The sequence below is a fragment of the Rahnella contaminans genome (genome assembly GCF_011065485.1).
Taxonomy (GTDB): Bacteria; Pseudomonadota; Gammaproteobacteria; order Enterobacterales; family Enterobacteriaceae; genus Rahnella; species Rahnella contaminans.
This window is the reverse complement of the sequence record NZ_JAADJS010000002.1, coordinates 1164852-1191291: the sequence shown is the minus strand read 5'-3', so window position 1 is coordinate 1191291 and position 26440 is coordinate 1164852. Positions and strand designations below refer to the sequence as shown.

Here is a 26440-nt window from a genome sequence, read left to right as displayed (position 1 = left end):
CAGACTGCCTTAAACAGCAGAAAACCGGCTTAAAAAATCCTGTAAATCCCCTTCTGACGTACGCAGGGAATTTTTCAAACACACTGCGCAATCGTTTTCGTCCCCGATAATTTCAGATATACTGCGGCCCGAAATTCTTACTTTCCTTCATCAAAGATCTGGGTACGAAGCTATGTTAACCATTGGTACTGCACTGCGCACCGGCGCCTCCCGCGTCATGTTGTTAGGCTCTGGCGAGCTGGGTAAGGAAGTGGCGATCGAATGTCAGCGCCTGGGTCTGGAAGTGATCGCTGTCGATCGCTACGCGGATGCACCCGCCATGCAGGTCGCTCACCGCAGCCATGTTATTAACATGCTCGATGGCGATGCGCTGAAAGCCGTTATTGAAAACGAACGCCCTGATTTTATCGTGCCGGAAATTGAAGCTATTGCCACCAGCATGCTGGTCGAGCTGGAAAAACAGGGTCATAACGTGGTGCCGTGCGCCGAAGCGACGCGTCTGACCATGAACCGTGAAGGCATCCGTCGTCTGGCCGCGGAAACCCTGAAACTTCCGACATCGACGTATCAGTTTGCTGACGACGAAGCGACTTTCCGTCAGGCCGTAGACGCAATCGGTTACCCGTGCATCATCAAACCGGTGATGAGTTCATCCGGTAAAGGCCAGAGCCTGATCCGCAGCGCTGAGCAGTTACAGACAGCCTGGGATTATGCCCAGCAAGGTGGCCGTGCCGGTGGCGGACGCGTCATTGTTGAAGGTCTGGTGAAGTTTGATTTTGAAATTACGCTGCTGACTATCAGCGCCATTGACGGCATTCATTTCTGCGCGCCAATCGGGCACCGTCAGGAAGATGGCGATTACCGTGAATCCTGGCAGCCACAGCAAATGACCGAACTGGCATTGCAGCGCGCGAAAGATATCGCAGAAAAAGTGGTGAAGGCGCTGGGCGGCAAAGGGCTGTTTGGCGTTGAGCTGTTTGTCTGTGGCGATGAAGTGATTTTCAGCGAAGTGTCACCACGTCCGCACGATACCGGAATGGTCACACTGATTTCTCAGGATCTGTCCGAGTTCGCCCTGCACGTTCGCGCATTCTTAGGTCTGCCGGTCGGGAAAATCCGCCAGTTCGGCCCGTCGGCTTCCGCGGTTATCCTGCCGGAACTGACCAGCAACAACGTTTCTTTCAGCGGGCTGGAAAACGCGCTGACGGGTTTCAATCAGATCCGTCTGTTCGGTAAACCGGAAATCAGCGGCAAACGCCGTCTGGGCGTGGCGCTGGCGATTGCCGAGAACGTTGAAGACGCGGTTGAGCAGGCGAAACAAGCCGCAGCGGCGGTTACAGTTCAAGGCTGATGCCTGAATAAAGATGAAAAAAAACCGGACTCCGCAAAGGGTCCGGTTTTTTATGCCTGATATGTGCTTATCAGGGCGGAAATTTACTCGTCTTCGTCATCAAAGATAACGGTCACGCGATCGCCTTTGTGCGTTTCACGGATTTCTTCCGCAACGGTTGCAATGGCTTCGCCGCTGCTCATTCCGGTTTCCATTAACTGGCGGATACGATCGGCGGCCTGTTCTTGTTCGGAATGTGATAATGAAGGCATACCTGTCAGCATGGGAGATTCCTGTTGTACGTTAAATCGGCCCGCAGGCTGCGGGGTTGCACAGTATACGCCTTATTGCTGCAAATCGCCTGTGCTGCTTTCAGGCAGCCGAATCTATGTTAGGATCGGCGCTATAATACGTTTTAATTGCGCCCGGAAGCTCTTACCTGCCATGCAATCCACCCGTTCCGTAAATTTTCATACTTTGCCTTATCATCCCGATGCGCTGTCCGAACAATTTTCTGCGCTCTCAGCTTTGCCGTGGGCCATGCTTTTGCATTCCGGCTCTGCGCAGCATCAGCATAACCGCTTTGATATTCTGGTGGCGGATCCGCTGATCACACTGACGACGCGCGGTGATATCACGCAGGTTGAGCAAAACGGTGAAGTGACGTCACGGAAAGACGATCCGTTTGCCCTGCTGGAGGAATACCTATCGGCATCCGGTTTGCAGGCGGAAAGCTCGCCTGATTTTCCGTTTCTGGGCGGCGCGCTCGGGTTGTTTGGCTATGATTTAGGACGGCGTATTGAGGCACTGCCCGACACGGCAGAACAGGACATCGCCCTGCCGGATATGGCGGTGGGTATTTATGACTGGGCGCTGATCGCCGATCACCATCTGCAACGTGTGACGCTGATTTGCCACCATGATGTTTCCGTCCGCCTGCACTGGCTGGCGCAACAGAAGGGCACCGCCGCGCAACCTTTCCGGCTGAAAGCGCCGTGGCAGTCCAACATGAGCCGCGGGGCATACGGTGAAAAATTCCGCCAGATTCAGGAATACATTCACAGTGGTGATTGCTATCAGATTAACCTCGCGCAGCGATTTTCGACACACTATTCCGGCGACGAGTGGCAGGCATTTTTGCAGCTGAATAGTGCAAATCGAGCCCCCTTCTCGGCGTTTCTGCGTTTAGCTGAAAATACGGTGATCAGTCTGTCGCCTGAACGCTTCATCTGGCTGAAAGACCATCAGATCCAGACGCGCCCGATTAAAGGGACGTTGCCGCGCAGCGAGGATCCCGCAGAAGATGTGCGTCAGGCTGAGCGTCTGGCGGCATCGGAAAAAGATCGTGCGGAAAATCTGATGATCGTCGATTTATTGCGAAATGACATTGGCCGCGTTGCAACGCCGGGCAGCGTACGCGTTCCCGAATTATTCAAAGTCGAGCCTTTCCCTGCGGTTCATCATCTTGTAAGTACCATCACCGCAGAACTGCCGGAAGCGTGCCACGCCAGTGCGTTGCTGCGCGCCTGTTTTCCTGGCGGCTCAATTACCGGTGCACCGAAAGTCCGCGCAATGGAAATCATCGAAGAGCTTGAGCCACAGCGACGCAACGGTTACTGCGGCAGCATTGCATACATCAGTTGCTGCGGCACGATGGACAGTAATATCACCATCCGCACGCTGCTGACGGCGAAAGGGAAAATTTACTGCTGGGCAGGCGGCGGGATTGTGGCCGACAGCCAGGAACAGGCAGAATATCAGGAAACGTTCGATAAAATTGCCCGCATACTGCCTCAGTTAGGAGACGTTCAGCCGTGACTTTGCTGGAACAACACGCACCCGTGCAGACTTTTTCCCCCGCGGTGGATGATTTCATCCTGCGTTTTCAGTTGCAGCAACCGCGTATGCCTGCCCCCGCATTGCGCGGAACCCGTCACGCCGCCGTCTTAATTCCGATTATCTGCCGGAAAGAGCCGACAATCTTACTGACGCGCCGTTCCGATCAGCTGCGCAAACACCCCGGTCAGGTCGCCTTTCCCGGCGGCGCAGCCGATGCAACGGATACCTCAATTATTGCCACCGCATTGCGGGAAGCTCAGGAAGAAGTCGCCATTGAGCCGGAACAGGTACACGTTTTAGGCACGCTTTCACCGCAGGACAGCAGCAGCGGTTTCCAGGTGACGCCGGTTGTCGGGCTGTTGCCGGTCGATGTAAGGTTCCATCCGGCTGAGGATGAAGTCGCCGAACTGTTTGAAATGCCCTTGCAGGAAGCGTTTGATCTTGCCCGCTATCACACTCTGGATATTCATCGCAGAGGCATCCATCACCGGGTGTATTTATCCTGGTATCAGCAGCAATTTGTCTGGGGACTCACGGCGGCGATCATCCGCCAGCTCGCCCGGCAGGTTGAAGCCTGAGCCAGCTGATTACATTCCGATCACACTTTTGCATCAAATAAGTTTATTTCATGCGAAAAATGAAACTTTTGCCCCTCAGGCCTTTTAAACTATAGATTGAGCCACAAGTTGAGTTGTGGCTGTCAGGGATCCCGTTCCCTGCCGTAATTCATTACAGGAGTATTCGACGTGATTAGCGTTTTCGACATGTTCAAGGTCGGGATTGGCCCTTCCAGTTCCCATACTTTGGGCCCGATGAAAGCCGGGAAACAGTTCGCTGATGACCTGCTCGAAAAGGGCATGATGCCTGCCGTTACGCGTGTCGCCGTGGACGTTTTTGGTTCCCTGTCTCTCACAGGCAAGGGCCACCACACAGATATCGCCATTATTTTAGGTCTGGCGGGTAACCAGCCAGATACCGTCGACATCGACGGCATTCCCCATTTTATTCGCGACGTTGAGCAGCGTCAGCGCCTGCCGCTGGGTGAAACTCAGCATGAAGTCGATTTCCCCCGTGACACCGGCATGGTGTTTCGCGGTGAGAATTTACCGCGCCATGAAAATGCGATGCAAATTCATGCCTTTGCGGGCGACAAAATGATTTACAGCAAAACCTACTACTCCGTCGGTGGGGGTTTTATTGTCGATGACGAGCATTTCGGTCAGCCGGTGCTTGATGAAGTGACGGTCCCTTACAGCTTCAATTCCGCGAGTGAAATGCTGGCCAAATGCAAGGAAACCGGCCTTTCGTTGTCAGGTTTGATGATGAAAAATGAGCTCGCCCAGCACAGCAAACAGGACATCGAACAGTATTTCGAGAAAATCTGGCACACCATGCAGGCCTGTATCGACCGTGGTCTGAATACGGAAGGCGTTCTGCCTGGCCCGCTTCGCGTTCCGCGTCGCGCCTCTGCCTTGCGCAGAATGCTGGTGTCCAACGATAAACTGTCTAATGACCCGATGAACGTGATCGACTGGGTGAACATGTTTGCCCTGGCCGTGAACGAAGAAAATGCGGCCGGCGGGCGTGTGGTGACGGCGCCGACGAACGGCGCCTGCGGGATTGTTCCGGCGGTGCTGGCGTATTATGACCAGTTTATTCAGTCAGTCAGCCCGGATATTTACCTGCGTTATTTCCTGACCTCCGGCGCGATTGGCATTCTTTACAAGATGAATGCGTCGATTTCGGGTGCGGAAGTCGGCTGTCAGGGCGAAGTCGGCGTGGCCTGTTCTATGGCCGCGGCGGGCCTGACAGAACTGCTGGGCGGCAGCCCGGAGCAGGTGTGCGTGGCAGCGGAAATTGGCATGGAACACAATCTGGGCTTAACCTGCGACCCGGTTGCCGGGCAGGTTCAGGTTCCGTGCATCGAACGTAACGCGATTGCTTCCGTAAAAGCCATCAACGCCGCACGCATGGCCTTGCGCCGGACCAGTGAGCCACGCGTTTCGCTGGATAAAGTGATCGAGACCATGTACGAAACGGGCAAAGATATGAACTCGAAGTACCGCGAAACGTCCCGCGGCGGTTTAGCCATTAAGGTTCAGTGCGACTAATCATTTGCAGGATTTTTCGTCTCCAGGCGGCTGGCGGGTTGCACCATTTTTGGCCCGCTTGCCGCAGGAAATACCACTCCGGTGGGAGCCGGTAGCAATAAAACCTTCGCTAACAACAACCTGTTGTATTATCAATACATAATGGTAGTGACACTTGCATTATACCCTGCAGGTACGGCATGCTGATTTCCGCCTGATTTTCCCGTTCAGAGAACCTCTTTATACACTGAAGATACATGCAAAAATGTACAGAAAAACATACGTGACAACGTCACCGATACGGATTTTCTTTGATTTTTGCCGGGAAAATTAGGAAGTTTTCCATAACTCAGGGAGAGCGTCCGGCGATTTACAGCTACTATCAATAATAACAACACGGCTGTTACGCATCGGTAAACCTTTAATAATAATAATTTTGAGCCTGCATTTAACACGGGATAAAAGGATTAGAACGATGCTGTTCTCCCAGACCGGTCTTGCGAAGTATCGTTACTATCGCATTGCGCTTGCCTGCGCAATGGGGATATGTACATTGCTTCTGACTCTTGGCATTCGCATTTACGAACAAGCTCAGGTCATCGCAGAAGATCAACAACGCGTGGCTATCCACACCGTTGAAAAATTGGAGAAATTACTTGAACCTGCGTCACCCGCAGGAAGAGCGATTCCTATCGACCAGACGCTAAGCTGCAACGCGCTGCAACCGGTCATGCAACAAACTGTCGCCCGTATGCAAACGCTGCGATCCATCAGCCTGGTCAGTAATGGCACCATCATCTGTTCGAGCCTGATCGGGGCTTTAGATCTTAATTTCAACAAAACACTGCCTAATCTGGCTCAGGGTAAAACTCAGCTAGATCTGCGTGCGTCAAAATGGAGCAAGGTGGATGCGCCCACGCTGGTTCTCTGGCAACCGACCACGCCGGATAATCTCAACGGCGAGCTGTTTGTTTATAACATCGGTGTCCTTTCGAACTTTCTGCTTGAGCCGCAACCCCCCTACGCCAGCCACATCGTATTAAATGTCGGAAGACAAAATCTCGAATACGGCAGTGACGAGATTGTGGAAAGCAGTCACCTCCCGCAGCCCGCATTGCTGAGCGTCAGTTCTGATAAATACGATTTTTCCGTATCGCTCTATGGCGAAGAAGCCAGCGATTTAGCCTGGAGTGAACTCTTATCTCATCTGCCCCTTTCTGTATTAATCAGCCTGCTGACCGCCACCGCGGTTTATCTGCTTTCCGGCAGCCGGATCAGTCTGGCTTACCCGATCAGTCACGGGATTTCGCACCGCGAATTTAAGGTCTACTGCCAGCCCATCATTAACAGTACCGATGGCCGCTGTATCGGCGTAGAAACCCTGATGCGCTGGAAAAATCGCCGTCAGGAATGGGTGTCGCCCGATGTCTTTATTCCGCTTGCTGAACAGCACGGGTTGATCATTTCGCTTACGCGATATCTGATTCAGACGGTTGCGAATAACCTGGAAGTGTTCCCTGCCACACCCGGTTTTTACGTCAGTATTAATGTCGCAGCGCAGCATTTTAATAACATGGAAATTGTGGATGACATCCGCAAAATCTGGCTTCCGGCGCAGCCTTCGGTATCCCTGATGCTGGAACTGACCGAACGAACACGTTTGCAGGAATTACGCGCGGCAGAAATTTCACAGCTGAAAGAAATGGGGATCCTGCTGGCCATTGACGATTTCGGCACCGGTCACAGTTCGCTGAGTTATCTCAAGACACTGAACCCTGACGTACTCAAAATTGATCAGGCCTTCACAGCGTCGATTGGTACGGACGCGATTAACGCGACGGTCACCGACACCATCATTACGCTGGCGCAACGCCTGAATCTGAAGCTGATTGCCGAAGGGGTGGAAACGCGTGAACAGGTGGAATACCTGCGGCAGCGCAAGGTTGATTCTTTGCAGGGTTACTATTTTGCCCGGCCAATGCCGATTGAAGTGTTCCCTGTCTGGCTTGAGCGCTATAAAAAATCGACTCAAATCATCACGCCGCCGAACGAAACCAAACCGGCCTGATAGCCTGCCACTGAATTCAAACCATAAAAAACGGCGACCGGAGTCGCCGTTTTCACTGAAGCAGAACCGGTTACTGTTCCTGTTCCCAGTCATTCTCTGACTTCAACCGTGTAATGCGAACGCGCTCGATGCGGTATTCCGACACGTCCAGAATTTCAAAGCGCAGCGAAGCCATTTCAATCACCTCACCCGCCACCGGCATCTGCCCGGACTTCGACAGCAGTAACCCCGCCAGCGAAGCGAAATCATCGTCAGTGCTGACCAGCGTGTTCACGTCGAGAATTTGCTGTAGCAAATGCAAATCCGTCCCGCCTTTGGCTATCCATGATTCACCGTCAGCAATAACGTCCGGCGTTTCATCTTCGTCCGGGAACTCGCCAGCAATGGCTTCGAGCACGTCGAGCGGCGTCACCAGCCCCTGAATCACACCAAATTCATTACTCACCACGACCAGGCGGCCTTTCGCTTTACGCAGAACGGCAAGCAGATTGATGACGTCCATGGTTTCAGGCACCACAATCGGCGGCGTTTTTTCTGCAAACGCCACGATGTTTTCACCGTTTTCCAGCGCAACCAGCAGGTCCTTCGCACGAACGACCCCGATGACATCATCCAGAGAATGGCGGCAGATAGGGAATAAACTGTGCGGCGTGTCGAGCAGCTGGCTGCGAATTTCGGCGGGTGACTTTTCACAATCGACCCAGGAAATTTCAGTTCGCGGCGTCATTACACTGCGCAGCGTACGCGAGGCCAGCGTCAGTACGCCGGTGATCATATGCCGTTCTTCTTCAGCAAACGTCTCACCCGCCGGTAACACATCGCCCGCCGGTTCATCTTCATTCTGACTCTGACGTTTCCCGCCCATCAGACGCTGAATCGCCTCGGCGGTACGTTCACGCATAGGACGGTTCGACTGGCTTTTCAGGAAGTTGCGGCGCGCAATCTGGTTGAACAACTCAATCAAAATCGAGAAACCAATCGCAGCGTACAGATAGCCTTTCGGAATATGGAAGCCAAATCCTTCTGCAATCAGGCTCAGGCCGATCATCAGCAGGAAGCTCAGACACAGGACGACCACCGTCGGATGGTTATTCACGAAACGCGTCAGCGATTTAGACGCCAGCAACATCACACCCATGGCGATCACCACCGCCGTCATCATGACAGCCAGGTTGTTCACCATGCCGACTGCCGTAATCACCGCATCGAGCGAGAATACCGCATCAAGTACAACAATCTGCGCCACTACTGACCAGAAACTGGCGTAGCCGCGGTTTGGCGTTCCCTGTTCATCGTGCCCTTCCAGCCTTTCATGCAGCTCGGTTGTGGCTTTAAACAGCAGGAACAGGCCACCGACCAGCAGGATCAGGTCACGCCCCGAGAAACTGAACTGTGCGATGCTAAACAGCGGCGTGGTCAGTTTGACCATCCACGAGATCAACGACAGCAGGCCTAAACGCATAATCAGCGCCAGCGACAGGCCGATGATTCGGGCTTTATCTCGCTGTTTAGGCGGCAGTTTATCGGCAAGGATGGCGATAAAAACAAGGTTGTCGATACCCAGAACAATTTCCAGGACAACAAGCGTCAATAAACCGACCCATATTGAAGGGTCCATCAAAAATTCCATGTCAGACTCCGCAATGAGTTAAAGAAAAAAGACGCAAAGAAACGCATTTCGCTGAGCTTTCAGAGGCCCGGCAAACTTTTTTTACTGCAAAATTAACAGATGAAAGCGGTTTCAGTGCGGCAAAAATCAGGCCCATTGGGGCGGATTTGCCGGTGATCATGAGGTGAAAAAGCGAAGAATAGTGACGTCGGTGACAGTCCATAGGGAGGGCTGAGGCCCGGTACTCCTGTTCAATTATTGGGAAAATTACTCTATCAGGAATGATTATATGAAGAAAGTATGATTTTTTACCTTCAGCATCATCCTGTAACAACTATGCTGTTTTATTGCCCACGTGAAAGCGTATTCACATTACGTCGTTGAATAACGGACAGTCGTCACAAAAATTATTTTTTCGCACACTAAAATAAATCACGTCGCACAACCTGTTGAGGTTCTGCTGTTTTACTGTTTAGCAGTCTTATCAGAAATTAAGGAAAGATTAGTTACGCAGGGAGTGCCCTGTTCGCCTCAGGAATAAAAACGGGCGGACATCATCAGCACCATTACTTATGTGCATAACTCTTTCCCAGAGTTAACAGAGGAGGTAGCGAGTGAGTATTGCTATTATCATCGGCACGCACGGGTCAGCAGCTGAGCAGTTGCTGAAAACAGCGGAAATGATTTTAGGTGAACAGGATAATGTCGCCTTCATTGATTTCGTTCCCGGCGAAAACGCCGAAACCCTGATCGAAAAGTACACGGCAAAGTTGGGTGGTTTAGACACCAGCAGCGGCGTTCTTTTCCTGGTCGATACATGGGGCGGCAGCCCGTTCAACGCCGCCAGCCGCATTGTTGTCGATAAAGAAAATTACGAAGTTGTCACCGGTGTTAACATCCCGATGCTGGCAGAGACTTTCATGGCACGTGATGATAACCCCTCTTTCGCAGAGTTGGTTGCCATCGCAGTAGAAACTGGCCGAATCGGTGTGAAAGCACTGAAAGCGCCGGAAGCTGCGCCTCAAGCCCCTGCTGCCGCGCCTGTGCCAAAAGCAGCAGCCCCGGCGAAACCTGTCGGTCCGAACGACCATATGAAAATCGGCCTTGCCCGTATCGATGACCGTTTGATTCATGGCCAGGTAGCGACCCGCTGGACCAAAGAAACCAACGTAACCCGCATTATTGTTGTCAGCGATGAAGTCGCTGCCGATACCGTGCGTAAAACGCTACTGACTCAGGTTGCTCCTCCTGGTGTTACCGCACACGTTGTCGACGTCGCGAAAGCCATTCGCGTCTGGGACAACCCGAAATATGCCAACGACCGCGTCATGCTGTTGTTCACCAACCCAACTGACGTGTTGCGTCTGGTTGAGGCTGGCGTGAAAATCACGACCGTAAACATCGGTGGTATGGCTTTCCGTCAGGGCAAAACGCAGGTGAATAACGCCGTGTCCGTCGACGAAAAAGATATCGAAGCATTCAAGAAATTGAATGAAAAAGGTATCGAGCTTGAAGTGCGTAAAGTCTCTACAGACTCGCGCCTCAAGATGATGGATCTCATTAATAAGATGAATTAATAAGCACATCGAATTTGTGCAGATTCCCTCAACGTTATCTGCCTGATGCGCCTGTTTATACTCAGCGTCCTTTGGTCATAGGAGAAGTGCAATGGAGATCACCACACTACAAATTGTGCTGATATTTATTGTTGCATGTATTGCGGGGATGGGTTCGATCCTGGATGAATTCCAGTTTCACCGTCCGTTAGTAGCTTGTACCTTAATCGGTTTTGTTCTGGGTGATGTTAAAACCGGGATCATCATCGGGGGTACTCTGGAAATGATCGCTCTGGGTTGGATGAACATCGGTGCTGCTGTTGCACCCGATGCCGCTCTGGCTTCGATTATTTCCACCATTCTGGTTATCGCAGGCGGACAGTCTGTTGGTGCAGGTATCGCACTGGCAATCCCGCTTGCTGCGGCCGGCCAGGTATTAACTATCATCGTTCGTACCATCACCGTTGCCTTCCAGCATGCTGCCGATAAGGCCGCTGAAAAAGGTAACCTGAACGCGATCAGCTGGATCCACGTTTCAGCGCTGGTTCTGCAGGCAATGCGTATCGCAATCCCTGCCGTCATCGTTGCGGTTTCTGTGGGCACTGCCATCGTTCATGATTTGCTGGCGTCTATCCCTGAAGTGGTCACCAACGGCCTGAACATCGCCGGCGGTATGATCGTCGTTGTCGGTTACGCCATGGTCATCAACATGATGCGCGCTGGCTACCTGATGCCGTTCTTCTACCTTGGTTTCGTTACTGCTGCATTCACCAACTTCAACCTGGTTGCACTGGGTGTGATTGGTGTGGTGATGGCGGTTCTTTACATCCAGTTGAGCCCGAAATACAACAAGTCTGCGCAAGCAGCGGCTGCACCGGGTGTTAACGATCTCGACAACGAATTGGATTAAGGGTGAAGGACATGGTTGATCAAACTGCAGTTAAAAAACTCACGGCCAGCGATATTCGCGGTGTGTTTATGCGCTCCAACCTTTTCCAGGGGTCATGGAACTTCGAACGTATGCAGGCTCTGGGCTTCTGCTTCTGTATGGTGCCTGCAATTCGTCGTCTCTATCCTGAAAATAACGACGATCGCAAAGCGGCTATCAAACGCCACCTGGAATTCTTCAACACTCATCCTTACGTTGCAGCGCCTGTTCTGGGTGTAACGCTGGCGATGGAAGAACAGCGTGCTAACGGCGCACCTATCGACGACGCGGCCATCAACGGCCTGAAAGTCGGTCTGATGGGGCCGCTGGCCGGTGTGGGTGACCCGATTTTCTGGGGTACTGTTCGTCCTGTATTTGCGGCACTTGGCGCAGGTATCGCGATGACCGGCAGCCTGCTGGGGCCACTGCTGTTTTTCGTTCTGTTTAACCTTGTACGTCTGCTGACCCGTTACTACGGCGTGTCTTATGGCTACAAAAAAGGTGTCGATATCGTTAACGATATGGGCGGCGGCTTCCTGCAAAAACTGACTGAGGGGGCGTCAATTCTCGGCCTCTTTGTCATGGGGGCCCTGGTTAACAAGTGGACGCACGTAAACATTCCGTTGGTGGTCTCCAAAATCACCGACCAGACGGGCCATACCACGGTTACTACGGTACAGACGATTCTGGACCAACTGATGCCAGGTCTGGTGCCCTTACTGCTGACCTTCGGCTGTATGTGGCTGCTGCGTAAGAAAGTGAATGCCTTGTGGATTATCGTTGGCTTCTTCGCCATCGGTATCTTCGGTTACTGGATTGGTTTGTTAGGTCTCTGATAACCTTGAAAACCGGGGGAGCAATCCCCCGGTTTTTTTATCGCTGTCACTTGCCGGTTTCTGTGTTTCTATCTTGTTTTGCCTGATGGCTGTTTGCTGGAGTTTTTCATGTCTGTCACCGATATTGTCCTCGCCCTGTTTACCCTTCTGTTGCTTGCCTACGCCATCTACGACGAATTCATCATGGGTACCCGGAATGGCAAAACACAGCTGCGGGTGAACCTGCGACGCCGCAACAGACTGGATTCCATCATTTTCATTGGCCTGCTGGCGATCCTTCTGTACAACAATATCCATTCAAACGGCACGGTGATAACGAATTATCTGTTAATTGGTTTAGGCCTGATTGCCTTCTATTTGTCGTTTATTCGCTGGCCAAAAATGCTGTTCAAACCGCAGGGGTTTTATTTCGCCAATACATTCATCGCCTACGACAGGATCAGAAGCATGAATCTTTCCGAAGATGGGGTGCTGGTATTTGAGTTAGAGCAGAAAAAGTTACTCATTCGCGTCAATGAACTGGACGATCTTGAAAGAATTTATAATTTAATGGTTAATAATCAGTAGTTTGACCTTTGACACTCGTATATTAGTTATAGCCTGATGCATATTAACGATAACATTGCTTAACCTTATTAATAACAATGTTGTTTAATTCCACATCAACGCCGTTGTTATTTCAGTCAGTTTGATAATTATTTATTCTTTGTGGGAATAATTTTCGGCTCCATGTGAAACCCTTATTTTATTTGTTGTTGTCCCGAATAAAAATATTATGATAAGGTTGCGCCGTCATTTGGGGAGTAGCCGGTTTTTGAATCAGTTTTAATAATGTGTATTCAAAAACGCCCGTATCAACATACTCGTTTTATATTCTGAAACGTGGTGCGGGCATCCGTAAGGTTGGCGAGACCATAGACACGTAGCGCTGCCGGGAGGTTGGGGGTGGGTTACGTGTATATGGAATACCCGGCCGGGACTCTTCTCGTGAACTTATCCGCCACACTGATTCTTGCTTTCGGCATGTCTATGGACGCTTTTGCCGCATCCATCGGTAAAGGGGCAACCCTTCATCGCCCGCGCTTTCGCGAAGCCTTGCGTACCGGTCTCATTTTCGGTGTCATTGAAGCCATCACCCCGCTTATTGGCTGGTGTCTGGGCTTACTTGCCACCCGATACATCATGGAATGGGACCACTGGGTCGCCTTTATTCTGCTGTTCATTCTCGGCTCACGAATGATTATTCAGTGCCTGAAAAAAAAACCTGAAGAAGAGACCACTTTGGCCAGCCGCCACAGTTTCTGGATCCTCGCAGCCACGGCCGTAGGCACCAGTCTGGACGCGTTAGCCATCGGGGTCGGTCTTGCGTTTCTGGAAGTGAACATCATCCATACCGCGATCTTTATAGGTATGGCGACGATGATCATGTCTACGCTGGGAATGATGCTGGGGCGGTTTATCGGCCCGTTGCTGGGTAAATGGGCCGAAGTGCTTGGAGGCGTAGTGTTGATCGGTATTGGCCTAAGTATCCTGCTAGAACATCTCGGTTACTTAGGCTGATATAGCAAAAACCGGCTCTGTTAGTCAGACTGGCGCTGGTGCAGTCTGATCACAAAATCAGTCTCACATTCGAACGCAGGCAGAGATTTTAAATTCGCCATCACCTCTTCCGTCGCCCGCCATGCAAACGGCGTCATTTGCAGCAAATCAAACGCTTCAGCGCCTGACAGGCGCATATTGTAAGCCAGCGTTTCTGTACTGACGCGCTCAAAACCTTCAAGCTGTTCATCCAGTTCAGCATGGAGCTGAACATCCTGATAAATCATGCCCTTCATCTGATATAAATGACGCGGACCAGGTGCGACGGTCAGCACCACGCCACCGGGCTTAATAGCACGGTAAAGCTCCTGCGCTTTGCATGGCGCATAGATGCGTACCACCGCGTCCAGAGAGTTATCGGCGAACGGCAAACGATGGCTGGAGGCGACGCAAAATGACGCATTGTGATAGCGTTTTGCCGCGTAGCGGATCGCCACTTTCGCCACGTCCAGCCCGAAGACATTCATCTTGCGATGATGAGACAGGCGTTCCGCCAGCGCGGTTGTGTAATACCCTTCTCCGCAGCCGATATCAAGTAGCGTTTCCGCGGTTTCCGGCAGCGCGTTATCCAGAATGTCCGCCAGCCGGTCACGTAATGGCTGGTAATGCCCGGCGTCGAGAAATGCACGGCGCGAAACCATCATTTCTGTGCTGTCCCCGGGCTGTTTCGAGCGTTTATGCTGCACCGGCATCAGATTAACGTAGCCTTCTCTGGCGTTATCAAACTGATGATTCGCGGCACACCGCCATTGCTGGCCTGTCAGCTCAAGCGGCTGGAAACAAAGTGGACATTGATAAGTCATGCGGAAAACCTGCAAGGAAAGTCTGAAAAGGGCGAAAATTCGCAACAAGGCTAAGTCTAAAGAAGGCGTACTGTTGTTGCAACTGCTGGAAAATCCGGTTCAAAGACGGCTACACTGAGTCGATAACATTTTTCTAACCGAGAAACGAGATGAGTGACAACTCAGCTTTACTCAGCCCTATCCCCGGGATCCTGCATGGATTCGGCGACAAAGAAAATCTGCTCCCTGTACACCTGCAAGCTTATGAATCTACCCGCCCTGAAAAGAAACAGGTTCACGGCACACATATTGTAGATGTCGTACAGCCCGGACAAGACTGCGGCGAGGCCGATGGTTTTATCACGTCAACGCCCGGAATTCTGCTGGCGGTTTTCACGGCTGACTGTTTACCGGTTATTTTTTGCCGCAAGGATGGTAAGCAAGTCGCGGCGATACATGCCGGCTGGCGCGGGCTTATCGACGGCATTCTTGAAAAAATGGCTGAGCGGATTAATGAGAACGGCGATACGTCAGACTGGTTTGCGGCGATTGGTCCGGCGGCAGGAAACTGCTGTTATGAAGTCAGCCAGGAATTGGTCGATGATTTTATGCAACGCCTCGATTTGCCTGCTTCACTGATTTCGCCCCGGCACCGGCATCTCGATCTGGCGGCAATCGCCAGTACCAAACTATATTCCCTCGGCTTTGCGGGCATTGATCATGCCGGTAGTTGTACAATCTGTACCGAAGCGCCTGGCGGAAACGGGTTCAAATACACCAGTTTTCGACGCAACAGTCATCAGCGCGCGAAAGACCCGAGGCATCCGGGGATCAGTGGCCGCAACCAACAATCGGGCATTATGATCTTATAAACCTGAGAAACACCGGATATACAGGCACAAAAAAACCCGCGCATGGCGGGTTTTTTTACAGCTAAGCGCTGCTTAGATTGCAGTTACGTTAACTGCTGACGGGCCTTTCTGGCCGTCTTGGATTTCGAACTCTACGTTCTGGCCTTCAGCCAGAGTTTTGAAGCCGTTACCCTGGATTGCAGAGAAGTGTACGAACACGTCTTTGCTGCCGTCAGCAGGAGTAATGAAACCGAAACCTTTAGACTCGTTGAACCACTTAACTTGACCTTTGATCTTTGCCATCTTGAGTATTTCCTTTGGATTGTTTAAACCGCCCGAGGGCGTTACATAGACAAACTAGAGTCGTTACTGCTTGAGGCACTAAGATTAGAATCGGCAGAGAAGCGGTATTCAACGTGAACGTCTTTACTCAGAACTTCTATACTGAAAATGCCACACATATACAGAACTGTACCTCGTTTTACCCAGATGCGTTATCACATACTCTGAATTCGATGGCAAGCCATTTTTAATCAGTGATGGACATGTCGCACATATTTGAGCCGGTTAAAGGCACTTCGTGTTCAGTTATGCTGAAATATGTTGATAGACATGCTTTTTTCTGCTTTGCAGTTTTACCTGCATATCAAACAAAACAATAACGACCTGTTTCGATTATTGATCATTTAATGCAGAACCGTAAGCGTAAAACACATGTTTATTTGAATTTTTATTGCGGTGCGCATTCCAGACTTCTTCAGGAAGCAGGGATTCTTCGTGACAGTCGGGCATCTCCCGGCAGGCAATACTTGGGTGATAGCCTGTCTGGCGGGTGAGTTGCACACTTGTCAGACAGAACGGGCACCCCGACAAGAACATATCCGAACGGTATGACTGGTTATGCAATAATCAATTACGCCATAGACGGATAAAATGGTGCAAAACAAAGGAGGATAAAGGAATAAATGCACCTAAACTGTGCGCCTTTATCTCCGGGAGATAATACAACGAAACACAGCAGCCCGGGAGAATTCAATTCCACACCGGTACCTATATAAAGCCATTTTTTCGACATTCCCGATTTTGACATTATAATGAATTAAAGTTTGCGAGTTGGTTAAACCGAGATAACAGTTAATAAACATCCGCCCCCAGCCTTATTCAAATATTAAATATCGATATAAAAAATAAATATTAAATTCCGTGATCGAAATCTCATCTTAGATTTATCACTTAAAGATATGAGTCACATAACTCTTTCGATCTTTCATCAGGAAAACGACAAAAAGGGTTACTGATTCCTGCACGCGGGTCTCTGGTATAGCGCCCTATAATCCACTGTATAACCTGAAAAAATTGCAGTTAACGCTCAAAACAGCGCATTTGGGATATTCTTACGAGCCATTATTCTGAACAAATGCACGCTGCTGACAGGAGAATTAAGCGTCAGCGGGATTGTAATTAACAACTTTATAACCCCTCATCTTTGTGAGTGTTAAGAGGGGTTATTCACTTTAACTGATAATACTTCTCATTTAATGGCGTGCCATTTACTTTCACCCTCTGTTCGCGCCCTGAAAAATGAAATTCAACCTTTAGATATGCTTGCACCTATTTTTAAAGGTTTGAATTCCATTTCAGGCAAGTCGCTCTGACTCACAGCCTGAGATAATTCGCGTAAAGGCTCATCGAGTGATTCATCCGCTAATTCAAAAACGCCCCAGTGAATGGGCACCGCTTTGTGACAACGCAATTCTATAAACACTTCGACAGCCTGCTGCGGGTCCATGTGCTGCGCACTCATGAACCATCTTGGTGCATACGCGCCAACCGGAATCGCTGCCAAATCAAATGGCCCCAGACGCTGCCCAATTTTTTCAAACTGGTCGCTGTAACCACTGTCCCCGGAGAAGTAGAATTTTAATAAAGGATGGGCCACCACCCAGCCGCACCACAGAGACCGGTTGCGATCCCATAGCGTGCGCATACTCCAGTGACGCGCCGGTACTGCAGAAATCGTGATTTCACCGAACGTTCGTTCTTCCCACCAGTCGAGTTCCTCAACATGCTTTGCGCCACGCCGCGTCAGCCAGGATTTCATTCCCAGCGGCACCATAAATTGCACATCGGGGAAGCGGCGCAGGAGACGACGAACCGTCATACGATCCAGATGATCGTAGTGGTTGTGCGAAAACAGCACGACGTCTATTTTTGGCAGCTTATCGACGGAGGCCGCGACGGGCGTTTTCCTTTTCGGTCCGTAAAAAATCAGAGGCGAAGCACGGTCAGAAAGCGCCGGATCGGTCAGAATGTAACGACCCGACACCCTAAGCAACAGGCAGGCGTGGCCTAAAAACCATAACCGGTCATCGGTTCCACTGAAATCAGCCGCCTGCCACCACTGGCTGACAAAATGTTCATACCCTTTTTCAGGAGGAACCGGCAAACCCTGCTCTTTGCGTTCTTTCCTCCAGCGTTTTAGGTCGCCTTCCTGCCGGTTTTGCGGTTCGGCATTGGTGAACCCCTCAGGCGTATGATGTGCTTTTGAAGGATCGTAATAGGGATTTTTACCTGGCATAAGGCTCCTGTGAGATGACGACGGTTCCGGAGAGCAGTTCAGGCCTGCAATATTGAATAATTATCATAATTGCCGGTCACACCACAGACAGAAAGTGCAAAATAATGTGGCAAATGAACGTTTAGCGGACATTAAGAAAATCTTAATAACTCTATGTTGTACTAAAGATGTTCTGAAAGGAGACGCTTTATGACAATGAACACAACGAAAAACCGCAAGTCGTTTACTGCGCGGCTGACGCACATTATGCAGATCCAAACACAATATGGACGTCTATGGCTGCGCTCTCGCTTTCGCCGGTTCACTCTGCCACCGGCGCTAAAACTCATCATCCTGACATTGGCCGGGTTTATGATTCTGGCTATTACGGGCACATTGCTGCTGATGATGGATCTTATCTCCCTGATGCTCAGGCTGATAAAACGCCCCTTCCCTCGCGGCAGCTTGCATCAGGTTCGCCTGCCAGCGAAGGCGGTATAAAGAAAAACCGTGTCGGAGAATCCGGCACGGTTTTAAGTTTGAGACTCGTCGCTCTGCTTATCAGGCAGGCATACCACAAAGTTTGGTCAGATTTCTGGCGCCGATCATGAGAGTTGCCACATAGGATTGTCTGCGGGTCACGACTTCGACCGCAACACGCGCATCTTTGTATTTAATGAGGTAGGTAGAAGGCCAGCCCTGACGACGTTTGCCGTAGGCTTTTTCATGACTGTCGATAGCTGCATGAGCAACCACCAGATGGGAAAGATTTTTATCACCTTTAATGATGCGCTTCATAATGGACTCCGCCTTAGACACAACTGTCAAAATGAGGAAACATTAATCACTTGATACGCATCGCTTTATGCGATGCTTATTCGAATCACTTCTCTGCAAAACCTTGTCACAATCTGAGTATCTCTGCGCTTTTAATTATGCGCAAGTTTTACTAAGCAGGAAACATACCATTGCTGCACGAAGCGGCCGTTTGCTCTGCGCCTGCCACTGACCGTGCGGGCTGCTGATTTCTGCCAGCCAGAGGGGATCGCTCTGCAACTCTTTAAAATTTATGCTGATTTTGTTGGCGCAAATAATCGGCCACGCATCGGAGGGGTTGTTGCAATAATCTTTGCCTTTCATGCCGCCATAGGGATACCACTTCTCAGGCTCCTCTCCGGTCAATAAGGCAATGTTGTGGTTTACTTCACTGTCGTTTTCTTCAGACCATTTGATCATCTGTTCTTCCATCCTGCAGGGCACATGCGTGGAGACTACCGGAAGAATAAGACACTTTTGTGAATGAATGGCGTAAATGAAAAACCCGCCAATTGGCGGGTTAACAAAACGGAATTATCGTTCAGGAATAAATCCGCGCAGGCTGAGAGCAGAATCATCGTCTGCCTCAACGGAGGGCGCATTGCCTCTTGCCTGTGCAGCCAGAACCTTGAGCAACTCGGTTTGCTGGCGTTGCAGCTCAGCTATCTCGTGCAACAAAGCAATTTGCTCATTTGCCCTGACGCTGGCGCGGCTGACGAAAAACCAGACCAGAAGGAATAACAGCACTGAGAGTGCACACAGCACCAATGAAGCCAGGCTGCTTTGGCCCACTGCGAAATCAAACATTGACTACCCTACCACTGAATGTTCAGAGCAAGCATCTTACCATCCCCGGCAGGTCAGGGAAGCCATTCACAAAAAAACAGGGTTTTCTTACCGGTTTGCAAATCCCAAAGCTCGCAGATTCGTCTGGCAGGCATTACTCAGAAAGGAATAAAGGAGGTGATAGAGCAAACACCAAGGTCAAAGTTGCCGCCCTGATCGCAATAGCTGTTGAGGGCAAGCAAGTACAGACCGATACAGATGAGCAGGAAAAGGACGAACATCACGATCCTCCTGACACTGAAAACAGGCTTTTTCAATTTGATGGCAGGTCTCTTTTGGTTTAAAAAGCGTCTATCAGGGCTCAAAGGGATAGTCCAAACATAGCAGAACAGAAACCCATAGTACGACGTAAATCCTAAACAACGATATAACGAAGTATCGCCTTTTACTCTCAGCGCGCCCCGCAATTATCACATACAGAAATCATACACGATAATGCATAATTTTTATCAATGAATACCGAATAACTCCCGTTGATCTGCATCAAATAAATAAACATTTGGTGCATACCTATTCCCCCTGTTATCCATCAAAACAGTTTCCGATAAATAAATACTTTTAACCAACACATTGCATAATGTAAGAAACTAAACCACTAAGTAATATATTCACCCTAAAAATGCACCTTAACGATTTTCACAAAAATAAATATGGTCAATATCCTGAAAAACCCTTCACCACGTGGGATTTAGCGGATTACCACGCCTTAAAACTCCGCTGCAGAGCCTGCCAGGCAAGGGTCTGCACAGAATCATAATTTCTAATATGTCGTCATCATTCAGAAACCATAAAGGAAAACATTATTTAAAAGATTCCAAATAAATTAAATTCAGAACTTTAAATCACAAAAATAATTCAGCTTTCTTTCAGATTTGTGTGAACTTCTTTGTTGAATAACACCATGCATTAAAATATCATCCCGCCGTCGAACAGTTCTTCTGTCTCTTCTGTAATATAAATCAAAGCATAGTAACTGGAATATTTCAGTTGATTCATGCTGACTATTTTTTGTTGAGGGATTAATAAATGCATGCATGGAATAAAAAGTTCTTCGTTTCTAAAATAGCGCTGGCCTGCGCTGTTGCAGTAACAGCACCTGCGGCGATGTCAGCAGACATCTCCGGCACCGTATACGATACTTTCTACAGTGACTCGATTCAGTCTGGTTATATTGGCTATCACGGCTATGTTGATAATGATGGTGCCAATAACAGTTACACTGGCGGAGACATCTACTCTTCAATCAATAATGCAGTCGTAAACGGCGTTATCTCTACGCATTACCTGGGTTTTGATAGCAATGCCAGTAATGTCCTGAATATCACCAATACCACCGTGAATGGCATGATCACTTCCCGTTGCGTGGGTTCTACGGATTCTACTTGTGGCTCTACAGCCCGCAATGAATACGACCAGTCACCATTGCAGCTTACCATTGATAATTCCACCATCAATGATACTTACGAAAACTTCGGTTATGACGTCGTTGGCGCAGACAATAAAACTACGCATCAGCAATACCCAACTTCTGCTTTGGGTGTTGCCGTAACACTTGAGCAAGAAAGCAACATCGTTATCCAGAACAATTCCCATGTTGCTGGCATTGCGCTGACGCAAGGTTATGGTTGGGCTGATACCACTGTTAATAATGGTAATACCTACGATACGAATATCACCGTTAATGATTCTGTTCTGACTTCAGGTTCATACAGTGAACTGAATAGTAATAGTTTTTATGGTCAGTCAGATAAACCTAGCGATTACGGTTCAAGAACCGACGGCGCAACAAATCCTGGCGATGATGTTGCGCTATCTGTAGCAGCAACTGCGCAAGATAACTCAATGAAGACTAACGCCGTCTTTAATAATTCCACGATTAAAGGCGATGTGACTTTCGCAAGCACATTTGACAATAATTATTATAAGGGTGGCCACGACAGCAATGGCGACGGCAATCTTGATACTAATGGTTGGGATGACACCGACGAACTGAATTTGACCCTGGATAATGGCAGTAAATGGGTTGGTGCAGCGACTTCAAACGTCGACAAAGATTATACTTTGTATGACCGCTCGGCTAACAGCATCTGGCCGGATTCACTTTACAGCAACACAACCAACCTTTTAATCGGCGACAGCGTCTATCAGAGCGGTCTGTTCAATGTTGCTCTGAACAATGGTTCTGAGTGGGATACCACAAAGGTATCCAATATTGACAATCTGACCCTGAATAACCAGTCACAGCTGAATGTTGTTGATTCGACTCTGCTTGCAGACAACATCTCTCTGACAAATCAGTCAAGCCTGAAAATTGCAGCACACGGCGGCGTTGCAACTGACGCACTGAACCTGAACTCAGGCAGTAAAGCCACTCTGGCTGAAGAAACCGCTTCTTTGTACGCGAACACCATTACCGTAGGTAATGGTTCTCAGCTGAACTTAGGCGCTGGTGAAGTTGATACTCACAATATGGTGCTGACTGATGACGGTACCTTCAACGTTGGCAGCCGTGAATATGTTCTGAACTCCGACATGAACAACGCCCGCGACAAAACTGCTGCAGATTACGTTTACGATCGCGGTACTATCGGTATGAATTCCGATGGCCACCTGGCGGTTAACGGCGTGACTAACGGTAACTATCAGGTTCGTATTGATAACGCGACCGGCGCAGGCCGCGTTGCAGATTATCAAAACAAAGAACTGATCCGTACTTACGGTGGCAACGCATCCTTCACTCACGCAAATACCGCTGATCTGGGTGCTTATAAGTATCAGGCAGAACAAGTTGGCGATACCGTTGTTCTGGCTAAACAAGGCATCACTTCTACCGCTAACGCGGCGCTGAGCCTGCCTTCTTCTAACGCTGCAACCTGGCATATGGAACAGGATACTCTGAGCAACCGTATGGATAGCTCGCGTCACACCCAGGGTGATGACAAAGGCGGCGTATGGGTTAACTACTTTGGCGGTCAACAAAACGGCGACAATGGCGTTGTTGATTACGATCAGGACGTTAACGGCATCATGGTTGGTTTGGATAAAGTCACTGAAGGGGGTGGCGATCGTCAATGGCTGGTCGGTATGGCGGCGAGCTTCGCGAAATCCAGTCTGTCTATGGATAACGCAGATGCGGATACTGACAGCCAGTCAGCACGCGTTTACTCCAGCCTGGACTTCAAAAACGGCGTATTCTTTGATACCTCTCTGAGCTACAGCCACTTTAGCAACTCCACTGACAGCACCATGAGCGATGGTCAGCAGGTGTCGGGTGATAACTCAACAGATGCATGGGGCTTCGGTCTGAAAGCCGGTTACGACTGGAAATTCGCACCACAAGCTTACCTGACGCCGTATGCAAGCATCACCGGCGTCTTCATTGGCGATGATGACTACAGCATGAGCAACAACATGCGCGTCAGCGATCAGGCTTATGACAGCATGCGTTACGAGCTGGGTACCAACATCGGTTACACCTTCGACCTGGGTGCCGATCAGGCCATCAGCCCTTACGCAACACTGGCATACGTTTATGAAGATGCCAACAATGATGCAGATATCAACGGCGACCGTATCGATAACGGCATCGACGGTTCAGCAGTTCGCGTTGGTTTAGGCGGTCAGTTCGATATGAGCAAAAACTTCACCGTTTACGCGGGTGCTAACTACCTGGGCGGCAGCGATGTTGACCAGCCGTGGGCAGCAAACGTGGGTATGAAATACCGCTGGTAATTTCTGCCTGATCTCTGTCTGACGCAGAGTTAAGTAATCAAATGGCCCCTTTTCAGGGGCTATTTTTTTTGCTTTCAGCCCGAATGCCGCGATTCAGAATTGGCTGGAATGACATTTACCCGGAAATAACTTCTACTAGACTTATCAATATCCTGAAGCGTCAGGATGAACATGGGGAGTTGTGGGATGAGTGTGATTAAAACGATTATTGTTTTGGCCGTTATTTACGCCGTTTTTCTTTTTTCCGGCTATGGTGTGACCGTCGGCAGCAGTGAAAATGCAGCGGGTCTTGGACTGAAATGCCAGTATCTCACCGCGCGCGGCATTGTCAGCTCGCAGTATATCCATTCCGACAGCGGCGTAATTGGCGTGGCTAACTGCCCGATTTTCAAGCAGGTCGGCGAAGTGGTTGATAATAAGTAGAAAAAAATCTGGGTTGTTATGCCCGTCCCGGCGGCGGGCATAACAAAAGTATCAACTGTCGTGTCGGGTGAATTTCAGCTCAATGAGTGAAATAGCCTTTTCGATAGCGCGCTTAGTGACCGGATCCGCTCCGGCAGGATGTTTACTGAAATCAATGCTCTTCAGTTGGTGAGACATTTTCTCGCGAACTTCCGCTGGCGCAATAATTTCGATCACATCCAGAATTTGTTTGATAACCAGCTGGCACGCCACCAAATCAGATTCAATTTCCTGTTCTCTGTTTAAAGAATCGGACATCAGATACTCCTCCCACAAAAGCCATTCGTAAAAATTATGGTCGCGAGAATATCACGCACATGGATGAAATTCTCTATCCTCGCCTTTCTTGTATTTCGCCTCGCTATAACTGGACAAAGAATCAGCAAACGAATCCCGTTTTGTGTCGCTACCCGGACATTCCTTCTATGCTTAATCAGGTGACAACGAAGGAGGAGCACGATGTTCGCACTTGTTTTGACCATCTGTTATCTCGGCGGTGGATGCGAAGATTTGGTCGTGGATGCCTTTAATACGAAGGCGCAATGCACTGTCGCCATGCACCAGCAAGGTTTGCGCCAGGCCGGCTGTTACCCTATTGAAGATTTTATTGATGGTTACTGGATCCCGGCACATGAGAATGCCGGATATTAGCCCTTGTGCCCGCTTTCACAACGTGGCAATAAAATATTTCATAAAGATTGCTAAAGTGTCAGAAGAGCGGTATCAATACCCTGTTACTCATTGATATTTAACCATATTGACAGGGCAGGAAATGGCAATGACGATACGTAAAACTTATGGCTGCTTTCAGAAACTTCCCCTCGCAGTCCTTCTTTCCAGTGCCTTTCTGGCACCGTTTACCAGCTACGCTGCGACCGTTCCCGCAGGAGTTGAGCTGGCAGCAAAACAAGAAATCGTGCGTAATAACGGAAGTGAACCCGCCTCTCTCGATCCGCATAAAGTGGAAAGCGATGTTGAATTCAATATTCTGAGTGATCTGTTTGCGGGCCTGATTACCATTGATAACAAGGGCGAAGCACAACCCTCGCTGGCCGCAAGCTGGGAAACGAAAGATCAGAAAACCTGGGTATTCCATTTACGCCCCGGCATTGTCTGGTCTGACGGTTCTCCGATTACCGCACAAGATGTTGTTTTCAGCTGGCGTCGTTTGATCGACCCTAAAACCGCTTCACCTTACGAAAGTTATCTGGGCAGCATGCACGTCCTCAATGCCAGTGAAATCATCGCGGGCAAAAAAGCGGCTGACCAGTTAGGGATCAAAGCGCTGGATAAAAATACGCTGGAAGTCACCCTCGACCAGCCGCTTTCTTACTTCCTCGGCATGCTGGCGCACCCTTCACTTTCGCCAATCAGTCAGGCAGATGTCGAAAAATTCGGCGATAAATGGACTCAGCCCGGCAACCTCACCAGCAGCGGTCCTTTTAAACTGGATACCTGGACGGTTAACGAACGTATAACAGCAGTCCGTAATGCAACCTACTGGGATAACGCGCATACCGTCATCAATAAAGTGACCTATCTGCCAATTGCTTCCGGCACGGCGGATGTTAACCGTTACAAAGCCGGTGAAATAGACATTACCAATACCATTCCGGCACCCTTGTTTGCCTCGTTGAAAAAAGAACTGGGTTCACAGGTTCATGTCAGCCCGTATCTCGCGGTTTATTACTACGCGATGAACACACAGAAACCGCCATTTAACGATGTCCGCGTGCGTAAGGCGCTGAATCTGGCAATTGATAAATCAATTATTGCCGACAAAGTGCTGGGTCAGGGACAGACGCCAGCCTGGCATCTGACACCGGATAACACCGGTGGATTTACATTTACCAAACCGAAAGATGCCAGCCTGACGCAGGACCAGCGTAACGAAGAAGCGAAGAAATTGCTGAAAGAAGCCGGTTTTGGTCCGGATCATCCGCTGAAATTCAATCTTCTGTACAACACGTCAGAAGCCCATCAGCGTATTGCCATCGCGGCGGCGTCTATGTGGAAAAAAAATCTCGGCGTGGATGCCGTTTTGCAGAATCAGGAATGGAAAACCATGCTGGATACCATGCATCAGGGGACCTACGAAGTGGTTCGTTACGCCTGGATTGCGGACTACAACGAGCCGTCCACGTTCCTGAATACGCTGCGTACCGGCAACAGCGAAAATACACCTAAATTCAGCAATGCCACTTACGATCAGGCGCTGAACGATGCATTAAAAGCGACGGATAAAGCGGATGTTGGCAAAGCGTATCAGCAGGCAGAGCAGGTTCTGACGGACCAATCTCCGGTCATCCCGCTGTACCATTATGTAAGCACCCGTCTGGTGAAACCTTACGTCGGCGGCTTCAACGACAGCCTGCTCAATTACGTCTACACCAAAGATTTGTATGTGATTAAGCACTAACGCATTGCGCTACCCCCCTTCCGGCCCCGTGCCGGAAGGAACTCATTTTCGCCGTGCTACCCGATCTCAGCCCGCGCACTTGCCACACGCCACTCAGATGGTAGATTGTACGTAAATCAC

General features: G+C 49.8%; 27 protein-coding genes and 1 riboswitch. Of the genes, 16 read left to right on the top strand and 11 right to left on the bottom strand.

Annotated features, from left to right (window positions below):
* The first annotated feature begins 172 nt into the window (after nt 1-172).
* Nucleotides 173-1351 (top strand): formate-dependent phosphoribosylglycinamide formyltransferase, encoded by a 1179-nt coding sequence (gene purT / locus GW579_RS14755; RefSeq protein WP_165059674.1) that lies wholly within the window; start codon nt 173-175, stop codon nt 1349-1351.
* Between the two features lie 83 nt (nt 1352-1434).
* On the opposite strand, the gene GW579_RS14750 is transcribed toward purT, so the two are convergent.
* Nucleotides 1435-1614, bottom strand: coding sequence for a YoaH family protein (locus GW579_RS14750; protein ID WP_101077138.1), 180 nt, complete (start codon nt 1612-1614; stop codon nt 1435-1437).
* A 160-nt stretch (nt 1615-1774) separates the two neighbouring features.
* On the opposite strand from GW579_RS14750, the gene pabB reads away from it, so the two are divergent.
* From pabB to GW579_RS14730, 4 genes are all read left to right on the top strand, one after another.
* Nucleotides 1775-3148: an aminodeoxychorismate synthase component 1 gene (pabB, locus tag GW579_RS14745; protein WP_165059672.1), complete on the top strand. Its 1374-nt coding sequence runs from the start codon at nt 1775-1777 to the stop codon at nt 3146-3148.
* On the top strand, nt 3145-3747 hold the full coding sequence (locus GW579_RS14740; RefSeq protein ID WP_152325653.1) for a CoA pyrophosphatase: 603 nt from the start codon (nt 3145-3147) through the stop codon (nt 3745-3747). The genes pabB and GW579_RS14740 overlap by 4 nt, the downstream gene beginning before the upstream one ends.
* A 168-nt stretch (nt 3748-3915) precedes the next feature.
* On the top strand, nt 3916-5280 hold the full coding sequence (locus GW579_RS14735) for an L-serine ammonia-lyase (RefSeq protein WP_152325652.1): 1365 nt from the start codon (nt 3916-3918) through the stop codon (nt 5278-5280).
* A 454-nt stretch (nt 5281-5734) separates the two neighbouring features.
* Nucleotides 5735-7327, top strand: coding sequence for an EAL domain-containing protein (locus tag GW579_RS14730; RefSeq protein ID WP_152325651.1), 1593 nt, complete (start codon nt 5735-5737; stop codon nt 7325-7327).
* A 70-nt stretch (nt 7328-7397) separates the two neighbouring features.
* Here GW579_RS14730 and GW579_RS14725 read toward each other — a convergent pair whose 3' ends face one another.
* Entirely contained in the window at nt 7398-8957 is a 1560-nt protein-coding gene (locus GW579_RS14725; RefSeq protein ID WP_165059670.1) for a TerC family protein, read from the bottom strand.
* Nucleotides 8958-9550: 593 nt separating this feature from the next.
* Here GW579_RS14725 and manX point away from each other — a divergent pair.
* The 5 genes from manX (at nt 9551) to mntP (ending at nt 13816) form a co-directional block, all read left to right on the top strand.
* Nucleotides 9551-10513 (top strand): PTS mannose transporter subunit IIAB, encoded by a 963-nt coding sequence (gene manX, locus GW579_RS14720; protein WP_165059668.1) that lies wholly within the window; start codon nt 9551-9553, stop codon nt 10511-10513.
* Between the two features lie 91 nt (nt 10514-10604).
* Nucleotides 10605-11402: a PTS mannose/fructose/sorbose transporter subunit IIC gene (locus GW579_RS14715; RefSeq protein WP_101077145.1), complete on the top strand. Its 798-nt coding sequence runs from the start codon at nt 10605-10607 to the stop codon at nt 11400-11402.
* 11 nt (nt 11403-11413) lie between these two features.
* Nucleotides 11414-12256, top strand: a complete 843-nt coding sequence (locus tag GW579_RS14710) for a PTS mannose transporter subunit IID (protein ID WP_120506051.1) — start codon at nt 11414-11416, stop codon at nt 12254-12256.
* A gap of 108 nt (nt 12257-12364) precedes the next feature.
* The gene (locus GW579_RS14705; RefSeq protein ID WP_165059666.1) at nt 12365-12823 is read left to right on the top strand and encodes a DUF986 family protein; all 459 of its coding nucleotides are present in this window, start codon (nt 12365-12367) and stop codon (nt 12821-12823) included.
* Nucleotides 12824-13041: 218 nt separating this feature from the next.
* Nucleotides 13042-13236: riboswitch (yybP-ykoY riboswitch) on the top strand.
* Between the two features lie 7 nt (nt 13237-13243).
* The gene (mntP, locus tag GW579_RS14700; protein WP_165059747.1) at nt 13244-13816 is read left to right on the top strand and encodes a manganese efflux pump MntP; all 573 of its coding nucleotides are present in this window, start codon (nt 13244-13246) and stop codon (nt 13814-13816) included.
* 20 nt (nt 13817-13836) lie between these two features.
* On the opposite strand, the gene rlmA is transcribed toward mntP, so the two are convergent.
* Complete coding sequence (rlmA, locus tag GW579_RS14695) at nt 13837-14658, bottom strand: 23S rRNA (guanine(745)-N(1))-methyltransferase (protein ID WP_165059664.1); 822 nt, start codon at nt 14656-14658, stop codon at nt 13837-13839.
* Between the two features lie 149 nt (nt 14659-14807).
* Between rlmA and pgeF the strand changes: the two genes are divergently transcribed.
* A complete protein-coding gene (gene pgeF, locus GW579_RS14690; RefSeq protein WP_165059662.1) occupies nt 14808-15509 on the top strand; it encodes a peptidoglycan editing factor PgeF in 702 nt (233 codons plus the stop codon).
* Between the two features lie 72 nt (nt 15510-15581).
* On the opposite strand, the gene cspE is transcribed toward pgeF, so the two are convergent.
* The 3 genes from cspE to GW579_RS14675 form a co-directional block, all read right to left on the bottom strand.
* Nucleotides 15582-15791 carry a transcription antiterminator/RNA stability regulator CspE gene (gene cspE / locus GW579_RS14685; protein WP_002221949.1) on the bottom strand — a complete coding sequence of 70 codons (210 nt, stop codon included), beginning with the start codon at nt 15789-15791 and terminating at the stop codon, nt 15582-15584.
* A gap of 41 nt (nt 15792-15832) precedes the next feature.
* Complete coding sequence (locus GW579_RS14680) at nt 15833-15949, bottom strand: DUF2627 domain-containing protein (RefSeq protein ID WP_071823629.1); 117 nt, start codon at nt 15947-15949, stop codon at nt 15833-15835.
* Between the two features lie 1127 nt (nt 15950-17076).
* Complete coding sequence (locus GW579_RS14675; RefSeq protein ID WP_165059660.1) at nt 17077-18066, bottom strand: MBL fold metallo-hydrolase; 990 nt, start codon at nt 18064-18066, stop codon at nt 17077-17079.
* A gap of 189 nt (nt 18067-18255) precedes the next feature.
* On the opposite strand from GW579_RS14675, the gene GW579_RS14670 reads away from it, so the two are divergent.
* Nucleotides 18256-18546 carry a hypothetical protein gene (locus tag GW579_RS14670; protein ID WP_152325643.1) on the top strand — a complete coding sequence of 97 codons (291 nt, stop codon included), beginning with the start codon at nt 18256-18258 and terminating at the stop codon, nt 18544-18546.
* Between the two features lie 60 nt (nt 18547-18606).
* On the opposite strand, the gene GW579_RS14665 is transcribed toward GW579_RS14670, so the two are convergent.
* The 4 genes from GW579_RS14665 to mgrB form a co-directional block, all read right to left on the bottom strand.
* Nucleotides 18607-18843: a DUF4060 family protein gene (locus GW579_RS14665; protein WP_104922655.1), complete on the bottom strand. Its 237-nt coding sequence runs from the start codon at nt 18841-18843 to the stop codon at nt 18607-18609.
* 135 nt (nt 18844-18978) lie between these two features.
* Entirely contained in the window at nt 18979-19281 is a 303-nt protein-coding gene (locus GW579_RS14660; RefSeq protein ID WP_112291072.1) for a phage protein NinX family protein, read from the bottom strand.
* 114 nt (nt 19282-19395) lie between these two features.
* Nucleotides 19396-19668, bottom strand: coding sequence for a YebO family protein (locus GW579_RS14655; protein WP_165059658.1), 273 nt, complete (start codon nt 19666-19668; stop codon nt 19396-19398).
* 137 nt (nt 19669-19805) lie between these two features.
* On the bottom strand, nt 19806-19928 hold the full coding sequence (gene mgrB, locus GW579_RS14650; protein WP_165059656.1) for a PhoP/PhoQ regulatory lipoprotein MgrB: 123 nt from the start codon (nt 19926-19928) through the stop codon (nt 19806-19808).
* Nucleotides 19929-20733: 805 nt separating this feature from the next.
* Between mgrB and GW579_RS14645 the strand changes: the two genes are divergently transcribed.
* The gene (locus GW579_RS14645; RefSeq protein ID WP_165059653.1) at nt 20734-23439 is read left to right on the top strand and encodes an autotransporter outer membrane beta-barrel domain-containing protein; all 2706 of its coding nucleotides are present in this window, start codon (nt 20734-20736) and stop codon (nt 23437-23439) included.
* 186 nt (nt 23440-23625) lie between these two features.
* Nucleotides 23626-23862 carry a YobH family protein gene (locus tag GW579_RS14640; RefSeq protein WP_152325640.1) on the top strand — a complete coding sequence of 79 codons (237 nt, stop codon included), beginning with the start codon at nt 23626-23628 and terminating at the stop codon, nt 23860-23862.
* A gap of 51 nt (nt 23863-23913) precedes the next feature.
* On the opposite strand, the gene GW579_RS14635 is transcribed toward GW579_RS14640, so the two are convergent.
* On the bottom strand, nt 23914-24159 hold the full coding sequence (locus tag GW579_RS14635; protein WP_104922661.1) for a DUF2766 family protein: 246 nt from the start codon (nt 24157-24159) through the stop codon (nt 23914-23916).
* Between the two features lie 201 nt (nt 24160-24360).
* Here GW579_RS14635 and GW579_RS14630 point away from each other — a divergent pair, with 201 nt between their 5' ends.
* Together GW579_RS14630 and GW579_RS14625 are read left to right on the top strand one after the other, a co-directional pair.
* Nucleotides 24361-24552, top strand: a complete 192-nt coding sequence (locus GW579_RS14630) for a YdfD/YebW family protein (protein ID WP_152325639.1) — start codon at nt 24361-24363, stop codon at nt 24550-24552.
* Nucleotides 24553-24679: 127 nt separating this feature from the next.
* Nucleotides 24680-26320, top strand: a complete 1641-nt coding sequence (locus GW579_RS14625) for an ABC transporter substrate-binding protein (protein WP_165059652.1) — start codon at nt 24680-24682, stop codon at nt 26318-26320.
* The last annotated feature ends 120 nt before the right edge of the window (nt 26321-26440 follow it).

Coding starts and splice junctions, on each gene's coding strand:
- rlmA (WP_165059664.1), bottom strand. CDS start 14,658: ATGACTTATCAATGTCCACTTTGTTTCCAGCCGCTTGAGCTGACAGGC.
- GW579_RS14655 (WP_165059658.1), bottom strand. CDS start 19,668: ATGTTTGATTTCGCAGTGGGCCAAAGCAGCCTGGCTTCATTGGTGCTG.
- GW579_RS14625 (WP_165059652.1), top strand. CDS start 24,680: ATGACGATACGTAAAACTTATGGCTGCTTTCAGAAACTTCCCCTCGCA.
- GW579_RS14675 (WP_165059660.1), bottom strand. CDS start 18,066: ATGCCAGGTAAAAATCCCTATTACGATCCTTCAAAAGCACATCATACG.
- GW579_RS14670 (WP_152325643.1), top strand. CDS start 18,256: ATGACAATGAACACAACGAAAAACCGCAAGTCGTTTACTGCGCGGCTG.
- GW579_RS14750 (WP_101077138.1), bottom strand. CDS start 1,614: ATGCTGACAGGTATGCCTTCATTATCACATTCCGAACAAGAACAGGCC.
- GW579_RS14680 (WP_071823629.1), bottom strand. CDS start 15,949: ATGTGTGGCATTTTCAGTATAGAAGTTCTGAGTAAAGACGTTCACGTT.
- GW579_RS14630 (WP_152325639.1), top strand. CDS start 24,361: ATGTTCGCACTTGTTTTGACCATCTGTTATCTCGGCGGTGGATGCGAA.
- GW579_RS14710 (WP_120506051.1), top strand. CDS start 11,414: ATGGTTGATCAAACTGCAGTTAAAAAACTCACGGCCAGCGATATTCGC.
- GW579_RS14705 (WP_165059666.1), top strand. CDS start 12,365: ATGTCTGTCACCGATATTGTCCTCGCCCTGTTTACCCTTCTGTTGCTT.
- purT (WP_165059674.1), top strand. CDS start 173: ATGTTAACCATTGGTACTGCACTGCGCACCGGCGCCTCCCGCGTCATG.
- pabB (WP_165059672.1), top strand. CDS start 1,775: ATGCAATCCACCCGTTCCGTAAATTTTCATACTTTGCCTTATCATCCC.
- pgeF (WP_165059662.1), top strand. CDS start 14,808: ATGAGTGACAACTCAGCTTTACTCAGCCCTATCCCCGGGATCCTGCAT.
- GW579_RS14640 (WP_152325640.1), top strand. CDS start 23,626: ATGAGTGTGATTAAAACGATTATTGTTTTGGCCGTTATTTACGCCGTT.
- GW579_RS14730 (WP_152325651.1), top strand. CDS start 5,735: ATGCTGTTCTCCCAGACCGGTCTTGCGAAGTATCGTTACTATCGCATT.
- GW579_RS14725 (WP_165059670.1), bottom strand. CDS start 8,957: ATGGAATTTTTGATGGACCCTTCAATATGGGTCGGTTTATTGACGCTT.
- GW579_RS14645 (WP_165059653.1), top strand. CDS start 20,734: ATGCATGCATGGAATAAAAAGTTCTTCGTTTCTAAAATAGCGCTGGCC.
- GW579_RS14660 (WP_112291072.1), bottom strand. CDS start 19,281: ATGATCAAATGGTCTGAAGAAAACGACAGTGAAGTAAACCACAACATT.
- GW579_RS14665 (WP_104922655.1), bottom strand. CDS start 18,843: ATGAAGCGCATCATTAAAGGTGATAAAAATCTTTCCCATCTGGTGGTT.
- cspE (WP_002221949.1), bottom strand. CDS start 15,791: ATGGCAAAGATCAAAGGTCAAGTTAAGTGGTTCAACGAGTCTAAAGGT.
- GW579_RS14635 (WP_104922661.1), bottom strand. CDS start 24,159: ATGTCCGATTCTTTAAACAGAGAACAGGAAATTGAATCTGATTTGGTG.
- mgrB (WP_165059656.1), bottom strand. CDS start 19,928: ATGTTCGTCCTTTTCCTGCTCATCTGTATCGGTCTGTACTTGCTTGCC.
- GW579_RS14715 (WP_101077145.1), top strand. CDS start 10,605: ATGGAGATCACCACACTACAAATTGTGCTGATATTTATTGTTGCATGT.